Annotated in this window: 7 protein-coding genes; 3 read left to right on the top strand and 4 right to left on the bottom strand. The window is 71.3% G+C overall.

The features are described from left to right. Together JMJ55_RS32185 and JMJ55_RS26865 are read right to left on the bottom strand one after the other, a co-directional pair. On the bottom strand, positions 1 to 484 hold a 484-nt coding region (locus JMJ55_RS32185; RefSeq protein WP_202828691.1), incomplete at its 3' end, for a transposase. A gap of 425 nt (positions 485 to 909) precedes the next feature. Further along, positions 910 to 1,302: a winged helix-turn-helix transcriptional regulator gene (locus JMJ55_RS26865; protein WP_328702784.1), complete on the bottom strand. Its 393-nt coding sequence runs from the start codon at positions 1,300 to 1,302 to the stop codon at positions 910 to 912. A gap of 102 nt (positions 1,303 to 1,404) precedes the next feature. Between JMJ55_RS26865 and JMJ55_RS26860 the strand changes: the two genes are divergently transcribed. Then, positions 1,405 to 1,731, top strand: a complete 327-nt coding sequence (locus tag JMJ55_RS26860; protein ID WP_202828690.1) for a nuclear transport factor 2 family protein — start codon at positions 1,405 to 1,407, stop codon at positions 1,729 to 1,731. A gap of 39 nt (positions 1,732 to 1,770) precedes the next feature. After that, on the top strand, positions 1,771 to 2,235 hold the full coding sequence (locus tag JMJ55_RS26855; RefSeq protein WP_328702783.1) for an SDR family NAD(P)-dependent oxidoreductase: 465 nt from the start codon (positions 1,771 to 1,773) through the stop codon (positions 2,233 to 2,235). Here JMJ55_RS26855 and JMJ55_RS26850 read toward each other — a convergent pair. Both JMJ55_RS26850 and JMJ55_RS26845 read right to left on the bottom strand, forming a co-directional pair. Then, positions 2,186 to 3,802: a GMC family oxidoreductase gene (locus JMJ55_RS26850; protein ID WP_236034093.1), complete on the bottom strand. Its 1,617-nt coding sequence runs from the start codon at positions 3,800 to 3,802 to the stop codon at positions 2,186 to 2,188. The two genes, JMJ55_RS26855 and JMJ55_RS26850, sit on opposite strands and share 50 nt — an antisense overlap. A 125-nt stretch (positions 3,803 to 3,927) precedes the next feature. Continuing rightward, positions 3,928 to 4,728: an alpha/beta fold hydrolase gene (locus tag JMJ55_RS26845; RefSeq protein ID WP_202828689.1), complete on the bottom strand. Its 801-nt coding sequence runs from the start codon at positions 4,726 to 4,728 to the stop codon at positions 3,928 to 3,930. Between the two features lie 332 nt (positions 4,729 to 5,060). On the opposite strand from JMJ55_RS26845, the gene JMJ55_RS26840 reads away from it, so the two are divergent. After that, positions 5,061 to 7,649: an ATP-binding protein gene (locus tag JMJ55_RS26840; protein WP_202828688.1), complete on the top strand. Its 2,589-nt coding sequence runs from the start codon at positions 5,061 to 5,063 to the stop codon at positions 7,647 to 7,649. Positions 7,650 to 7,712 lie beyond the last annotated feature (63 nt).

Below are 7,712 nucleotides of genomic sequence, written 5' to 3'. Positions count from 1 at the left end.
CCGCCGAAGGCACTGTCACCATAAACCTTCCCCGGCTCGCTCGGCAGCACCGCCGCAAACTCGGCCGCATCACGGACATTCGCCGTGGTGACCTCGACGCCGCGCACCAGGCCTGCACCCTCGTCGGTGCCGCATACGCCTTGTAGCCGTGCACGGGCTTACGGCGCCGGTGCCCAGCCCAACGCGCTTCGCCATCACTCCGGATGCTGGCCGATGGAATGAGCGTAGCGTCCACCAGAGTGCCGGTGCGCACCATGACGCCCTTGGCCTTGAGCTGGCGGGGGACCGCCTCAAACAGCACACGATCCAGGCCGCGGCGGACCAGCTCCCGGCGGAACCGGACGAAGGCCGTCCGCTCAGGCGTCGGCTCATGAGCAGCGAAGCCGCAGAACCGGCGGAAGCTGGCGCGATCGTCCGCAGCATGGCGCGGAACAGGGCCAGCGGCGGCCAGCCGGGCTCGCCCTCGCCGCGGCCGAGATGCCAACCAAGTGGTGATCGATCTCGGCCCAGTCGAGCAGTGCGGCAAGCTGCGCCCATGACGCCGTCACCCGAGGCTCGGGACGTGCGATGAGATCCTCCTGACCAATCCGCCGACGTGCCATCGTCGCCTCCCACCGATCAAGCGAGGGAATCAGACTACGCCGCGCCGCTGCAAGCACATCTGCGCACAACTCTCATTAGAGGATCGCGCGAGCCCCGGACGCAAGGTGCGCCGCTATACCACTTCAGGGCTGGAACTCTCCCCTGCCCCTGGTGCCGACGCCCCGAGCGTCCGATCCGCTCTCGTGAGCGGACGTAAGTCGGATCTGCCCGCATCCGCATCCGCAGCGGCATAGCTCGAGCTTGGAGCCGCGCCGGAATGTCGAGAGCTCGGTAAGATGGTGGGCGACCACAAGCAGTGTGTCGTTCTCAGCCTTCGTCCACAAGCCGACGCAAACCCTGCTGGTCGCCCCGCACCGCCGCATCGAACCGCGAGCCCAGCTCGGGCGGCGCGCGTTCCGCCCAGATGAGAAGGGCATCGAGCGCCGGGCAGAGCGACTGCCCCCACTCGGTCAGGCGGTACTCGACCTTCGGCGGCACCTGGTGATGGACGATGCGCACCACGACGCCGTCGGCCTCGAGCTGGCGCAACTGCTGAATCAGCATCTTCTGCGACACGCCGGGAATGGCGCGCTCGAGATCGGAGAAGCGCCGGACCTGTCCGCCGAAGAGCTGAAACAGGATCACGAGCTTCCAACGCCCTTCGAGCACCCGAATGACGTTCTGCACCCCCTGCGCGGCGGACTCAGGCGTGTAGGTCACACGCTTACCCCGGGGTGAGTCGCTTACATTTTCGTCCGTTCTTGTCATTTGGGCAGCCTAGAAACAGCTTCACCGTGGAGCAAGCAACCGCGGAGACCTGCCATGATCAACGACCTGCCGACACCGATCGCGGCTTATGCCGCGGCCAATGCCTGCCTCGACACGGACGGCATGCTGGCGTCCTTCGCGCCGGATGCGGTGGTGCGCGACGATGGCGGGCGCCATACGGGCCATGACGAGATCAGGGCCTGGATCAACTCGGCGACGATTGCCGCCAAGGCCGTCTTCACGCCCGAGGCGTGGCGCAAACAGGATGGCCACATCATCGTGGAGGGCCCGACCGCCGGCGATTTCCCCGGCAGCCCGATCCGCTTCATCTTCCAATTCACGCTCCGCGACGGCGCGATCGCTGGGTTGGATGTCGCCTGATACCGCCGCAGAATAATTGCGCCGATTTCGAGGAGCGCCGTGTCCCCGTCACGGCTGGCAGCAAGGGCGCCCGGTGGGCGATCGCCCGCCGCTTCCTCGACGCGGGGCAAGGGTCATGACTGCGGCGCGGCAAAGGCCGAGGGTCTCGCGGGCGCCGACTTCCTGGCCCTCGACCTCACGAGCCCTGAAGGCACCCGCGCCCTCACGGAAGCGGCCATGGAGCGCCTCGGCGGCGCTGACGTGCCGGTGCATGTCCTCGGCGGGTCCACCGCACCGGGTGGGGGATTCGCCCCCTTGACGGAGGATCACTGGCGCGCCGAGTTCGACCTGAACCTCATGCCGGCGGTGCGGCTCGATCGATTGCTCCTGCCGCAGATGATCGCGCGCGGCTCAGGGGTCATGATCCATGTCGCGTCCATCCAGCGCCGCCTGCCGCTGCGTCCGCCGGCGGCGGCTACAGCCCGTGCGCCTGGCGAATCATCGCGGCGGCGCGCTCGCCGATAATCGCGCAGGGCGCCTGGGTATTGCCGGTGGTCACGCGCGGCATGATCGAGCCGTCCGCCACCCGCAAGCCGTCCACGCCATGGACCTTGAGCGTGCCGTCCACGACCGACATCGCGTCCCGCCCCATCCTGGCCGTGCCACTCTGGTGCCAGTAGGTGACGGCGGCGTCGCGGACGTACTCGTCAAGCGCCTCGCCCGTCAGATCGCCCGGCATCGCCTCGCCGCGCACGAAAGGACGGAAGGCTTGTGCATTGCCCAGCGCGCGGCAGAGCTCGACACAGGCCCGCGCCGTCGCCATGTCGGCCGGGTCGGACAGGAAATTCGCCTCGACGGCGAGCGGCGCCGTGGGATCGGCGGTCCGCAGGCAAAGGCGCCCGCGGCTGGCGGGCTGCGCGAGGCCCGCGAACATCGTCCACCCATGCGCGGGCACGCCCCGTGCCGCGGTGCGGTCGCTCGGCACGGGGAACTCGACCTGGCAGAACAGCAGGTCCGGCGCGTCGAGCCCGGGCCGGCTTTTCCAATACAGCGTCGCCTCGCTGCCGCTGTTCCGCGGCGCGATCGGCTCGGCATACTCCCAGGTGCAGCCGAAGGAGACGTGGTCCTGGAAGTTCCGGCCGACGCCCGGCAGATGCTGCAGCAGCGGGATGCCGACCCGCGCAAGATCCTCGTGATCGCCGATGCCCGAATGCATCAGCACCTTCGGCGTCTGGATCGCGCCGAGCGACAGCACGACCTCGGTGCCGGCGCTGACCGTCATGACCCGGCCATCGCGCAGGAACTCGACGCCCGTCGCACGGCGGCCCTCGAACGTCACCCGACGGACGAGGGCGCCGGTCAGCACGGTCAGGTTGGGACGGCCGAGCCAGGGCCGCACATAGGCGCGGAAGAGCGAGTGGCGGCGGCCGTTGCGGACCAGCAGGTCGCTGATGGCAGCCCCGCCCTCGCCCTCCATCATGCGGCCGTTCGGATGCGCGAAGCTCGGGATGCCGATCTCGCCCGCGGCCTCCAGCATCGCGGTGGCGATCGGGCTTGGGTCGGCCGCGGGCTGCACCCAGACGGGCCCGCCCGTGCCGCGGTATTGCGGGTCGGGCGCTCCCTGCCAGTCCTCGATGCGGCGATAGGTATCGAGGACATTCTCGTAGCCCCAGCCCGGATCGCCGGATTCGGCGGCGAAGAAGTCCCAGTCGCTGCGATGGCCGCGTGCCCAGACCGCCACGTTGATGCTGGAACCGCCGCCGAGGCCCTTGCCCATGGAGAGCGGAAGCTGCCGCCCGTTCAGGTGCGGGTTCGGCTCCGCCTGGAAGCCCCAGTCCCGCTCGCTGCCGAGGTTGGTAGGCCACAGCGCTGGGTCCAGCACCGCCTCGGCCTCGTCGCTGCCTCCGGCCTCGAGCAGCAGCACCTGAACGTCCGGGTTCTCCGCCAGCCGCCGCGCGACGACCGAGCCGGAGGCACCGGCGCCGCAGACCACGACATCGTAGCGGGATTGCAGCCGAGCCGAGAGCTGCGCCTGGTTGTCACGCGCCTGCATGGCAAAGTCGCGGTCCTCGGGAGAGGCGGTATCGATCATCACCGGAATGTCCTGTTGCATCGAATGAGGTCGCCCGAACGGGCACGGAGCCGTCGGCGCGACCCGTCAGGCCGGCAGCCGGGCCCGTGGCTTGGGCGGCTGCCGGCGGGTGGGTTCAGGGGCGGTCAGCGGCGCGCGCGGGGAGCTTCGCGCGCGGCCTCGTCGATGACGGCCGCGACGACCTTGGGCTGGGTCATGAAGACTGCATGGCTGGCCGCGACCTCGGTGACCTTGGCGCCGATGCGGCTCGCCATGTGGCGCAGCATGCGCTGGTCGAAGGCCTTGTCGTCGGTGGCGATCACCGCCCAGCTCGGCCGGCTGCGCCAGGCGGCCTGCCCCAGCTTCGTGCCGAAGGCCGCCATGGCGATCGGCACCTGGGAGTCGCGCATGAACGCGGCATCGGCATCGCTCGTGTCGGCCGCGAAGCCGGCCTTGAACGCCTCCGCCTTCACGAAGCCGAAGCCATCGGCACCGGTGTCGAGGACGAATTCGGGCGGCGTGACGAAGCCCTCGTATTGCTGCGCCGTGGTCTCGCCGGCGTCGGGCGACAGGGCCGAGACATAGACAAGGCCGGCGACCTTCGGATGGACGCCCGCCTCGGTGATCACGGTGCCACCCCAGCTATGGCCGACGAGGATGGCCGGCCCATCCTGGCGGTCCAGGATGCGGCGCGTGGCGGCGACGTCGTCGGCGAGCGAGGTGAGCGGGTTCTGGACGATGCTGACGCGATAGCCGTGGCCGGTCAGCGCGTCATGGACGCCGCGCCAGCCGGAGCCGTCGGCGAAGGCGCCGTGCACGAGCACGACGTTCCGGACGGGCTGGGGGTTGGGGCCGGGGCCGGAGGGCTGCGCCTGGGCGGCGGCGGCGGCGGCGATGGTGGCAGCGGCGGCGGCGGAGACGACGATATCGCGACGGGTGGCGGACATGACGGGGTTCCTTTCCGGGGGAGCGGGAGGCGGGCGGTCAGCGACGGCCATCGCCAGGATCACGCTCCGGCGGCCCGGAATCCTTGTCGTGCCGCCAAAAAGATCCAAAATTCCCGAGCGTTCGGAGACCTGTGCGCATGCGCGGGGCGCGGCCACGTCGCGGCGGTCGCACGGAGGGCATCCAGGGCGTGCCCCACCTCCTCCGCCCCAAGGGGCGGGGTGGGTTGGCTGGGCCTGCCGGGGTAGTCTGCCCCGCATCGGGATGATGGCGGCCAGCGGGTGGCGGCGCCGAGCGAAGAAACCCAAATTTTTCCAAAGGGAGGCGCGTCACCATGGCCGAGACCGCGAAAGCCTTCGCCTTCGGGCCCTTTCGCCTCGTCCCGGACCGCCGCATCCTGGCCGCCGAGGGACGGGAGGTCCCGGTCCGCGGGCGCGCCTTCGACCTGCTCCTCGCCCTGGTCGAGCGCCGCGACCGCGTCGTCCCGAAGGACGAGCTCATGGAGCTGGTCTGGCCCGGCCGTGTCGTCGAGGAGGGCAACCTGACCGTCCATGTCGCCGGCCTGCGCAAGCTTCTCGGCAGCGGCATCATCGCCACGCTGTCCGGGCGGGGGTACCGCTTCGTCGCGCCCGTGACCGAGAGCCCGGCCGAGGGCGGGCCGCAGCCCCGGCCCGCCCCGTCCCCCCTGCCGCCGGCCCAGACGAAGGCGCCGGCTCCGGCGGGCGCTGTGCCCTGGCCGGGTGACCTGCCCCGGCCGCTGACAAAGCTCATCGGCCGCGACGGCGACCTCGACCGGGTGGCGGCGCACCTTAGCGAATCGCACCTCGTCACGGTCGTGGGAGCGGGCGGCGTCGGCAAGACACGGCTCGCCCTGGCCGCCGCCGACCGCATCCGGCGCTCCGACGCCGAGGGTGCCTGGTTTGCCGATCTCGGCCCGGTGGAGGAGCCTCGGCTCGTCATTGCGACGATCGCCGCCGCCCTCGGCGTCGAGGTCGGTGACGGCGACGCACTCCGCGTCGTGGTCGCGGCGCTGGCGGCCAGGCGCGGGCTCCTGGTGCTCGACGGCTGCGAGCATCTGCTCCAGGCCGCCGCCGACGCCGCCGAGGCGATCCTGCGAAGCTGCCCCGGCATCGTCATCCTGGCGACCAGCCGCGAGCCGCTGCGCGCCGAAGGCGAGCGGCTCCACCGGTTGCAGCCCCTGGACGCGGCGGCACCCGATGCCGCCATCACCGCCACGCGGCTGTCGGAGTATCCCGCCAGCGAGCTCTTCGTCGAGCGCGCCCGCGCGGCGCTTGGCGAGTTCGTGCCGGGCGATGCGGATGCGCGCGAGATCATGCGGATCTGCCAGCGCCTGGACGGCATCCCGCTCGCCATCGAGCTCGCCGCCCCGGCCTTGCAGGCGATGACCCTGGCGGAGCTGCGCGAGAGGCTGGAGCGCCATTTCGAGTTGCTCACCGCCGGGCGGCGCACCGCGCTGGCGCGGCAGCAGACGCTCCGCGCCACGATCGGATGGAGCCTCGACCGGCTCGGGCCGCTGGAGCGCGCGCTGCTGCTGCGCCTGTCCGTCTTCAGCGGCACCTGGACGGCGGGCTCCGCCGCCTTCCTGGCGGGTTGCGCCTCGGGAGAGGACGCGGTCTGCGGCCTGATCGCATCCCTGGTGGACAAATCGCTGGTGCAGGCAGACCTGACAGGAATGCAAGCGCGCTACCGGCTGCTGGACTCGACGCGCTACTACGCCGCCGAGCGCCTCTCCGCGGCTGAACTGGCTGAGGGGCGGCGCAATCTGGCACGGTGGCTGGTGAAAGCCTACGAACGGGCCGAGGCGGACTGGCCTTTCATATCCGACGAGGAGTGGGTCGCACTCTATGCGCCCGAGATCGAGAACCTGCGGGCGGGCCTCGCCTGGGCCTTCGGGCCGGATGGCGACGAGCGGCTCGGCCTGGAGCTGACGAGCCATACCGAACATGTCTGGGCCGAGCTCTCCCTGACGGGCGAGTTGCAATGCTGGTTCGACCTCGCAATCTCCCGGATCGACGAAGCGACGCCACCCGACATCGCCGGCCGGCTATGGCTCGGTCGCTGCGGATGGGTCGCGCCGAGGGGAGCCCAGGCGCTCGACGCCGCGCGCCGGGCGGCCGCGCTGTTCCGTGCCGCCGGCAGCCGGATCGACCTCGGGCGTGCGCTGTGGCGCCAGGCCTGGCAGCACATCCTGGCCGGCGATCTCGCCGCTGCCGGCCCCCTGCTCGACGAGGCCGAGGACCTGCTGCGCGGCGAGAAGCCGAGCAGGGCACTCGTCTCCTGCCTGAGGGCCCGCGCGGCCTTCCACCTGCGCGACAACCGGCCCGATGCGGCGCGCGCGAAGCTGGAGGAGGCGCTCTTCATCTCCCGGCGCCTCCGCGGCCTGCGGGACGTCGCCCTGACGCTGGGGAGCATGGCCGAACTCCACTGCGCGGCCGGCCGGATGGGCGAGGCCATCGCGGTCGCGCAGGAGGCGCTGGCCTCCCTCAGCCCGGCGCAGGCCTTCTTCCCCTGGGTGCAGCACATCGCCGGGGCGGTGGCCTCCTACCGGCTCGCGGAGGGCGACATCGACGGCGCGCGCCCCATCATCGCCGAAAGGCTGGCCGCGGCGCAGCTGATGGGGCTGCCGCATGAGGTGGCCGCCAATATCGAGAGGCTGGCGCTGATCGCGGCAGTCGAGGGCAGCCTCGCCACGGCGGGGCGGCTCTTCGGCTATGTCCAGTCCTGTCACGCGCAGCGGGGCATCCTGCGCAGCTTTGGCTCGCAGGCCGTGCATGACCGGCTGCTGACGGTCCTGCGCCAGCGCCTGACCCCGGAGGAGCTCGAACGGCTGGCGGCAAGCGGCGCGGCCCTCGGCGAGGAGGCGATGGTGGCGGAAGCCTTCGTCATCGCGTCCCGGCCGTGATGCGGCACGCCCGTGCCTTGCGTCGCAGGATGCAGGTCGCCCGCGGCGCGATGCCATGGAACC

It is taken from the genome of Belnapia mucosa (genome assembly GCF_016775475.1).
In the GTDB taxonomy this organism is placed as follows: domain Bacteria; phylum Pseudomonadota; class Alphaproteobacteria; order Acetobacterales; family Acetobacteraceae; genus Belnapia; species Belnapia mucosa.
The sequence above is the reverse complement of the archived record's forward strand: the minus strand, read 5'-3'. Positions and strand labels throughout refer to the sequence as shown.

What these genes read in the sequence shown, in the direction of transcription:
- JMJ55_RS26860 (WP_202828690.1), top strand. Translation starts at nt 1,405, where the DNA reads ATGATCAACGACCTGCCGACACCGATCGCGGCTTATGCCGCGGCCAAT.
- JMJ55_RS26850 (WP_236034093.1), bottom strand. Translation starts at nt 3,802, where the DNA reads ATGATCGATACCGCCTCTCCCGAGGACCGCGACTTTGCCATGCAGGCG.
- JMJ55_RS26845 (WP_202828689.1), bottom strand. Translation starts at nt 4,728, where the DNA reads ATGTCCGCCACCCGTCGCGATATCGTCGTCTCCGCCGCCGCCGCTGCC.
- JMJ55_RS26840 (WP_202828688.1), top strand. Translation starts at nt 5,061, where the DNA reads ATGGCCGAGACCGCGAAAGCCTTCGCCTTCGGGCCCTTTCGCCTCGTC.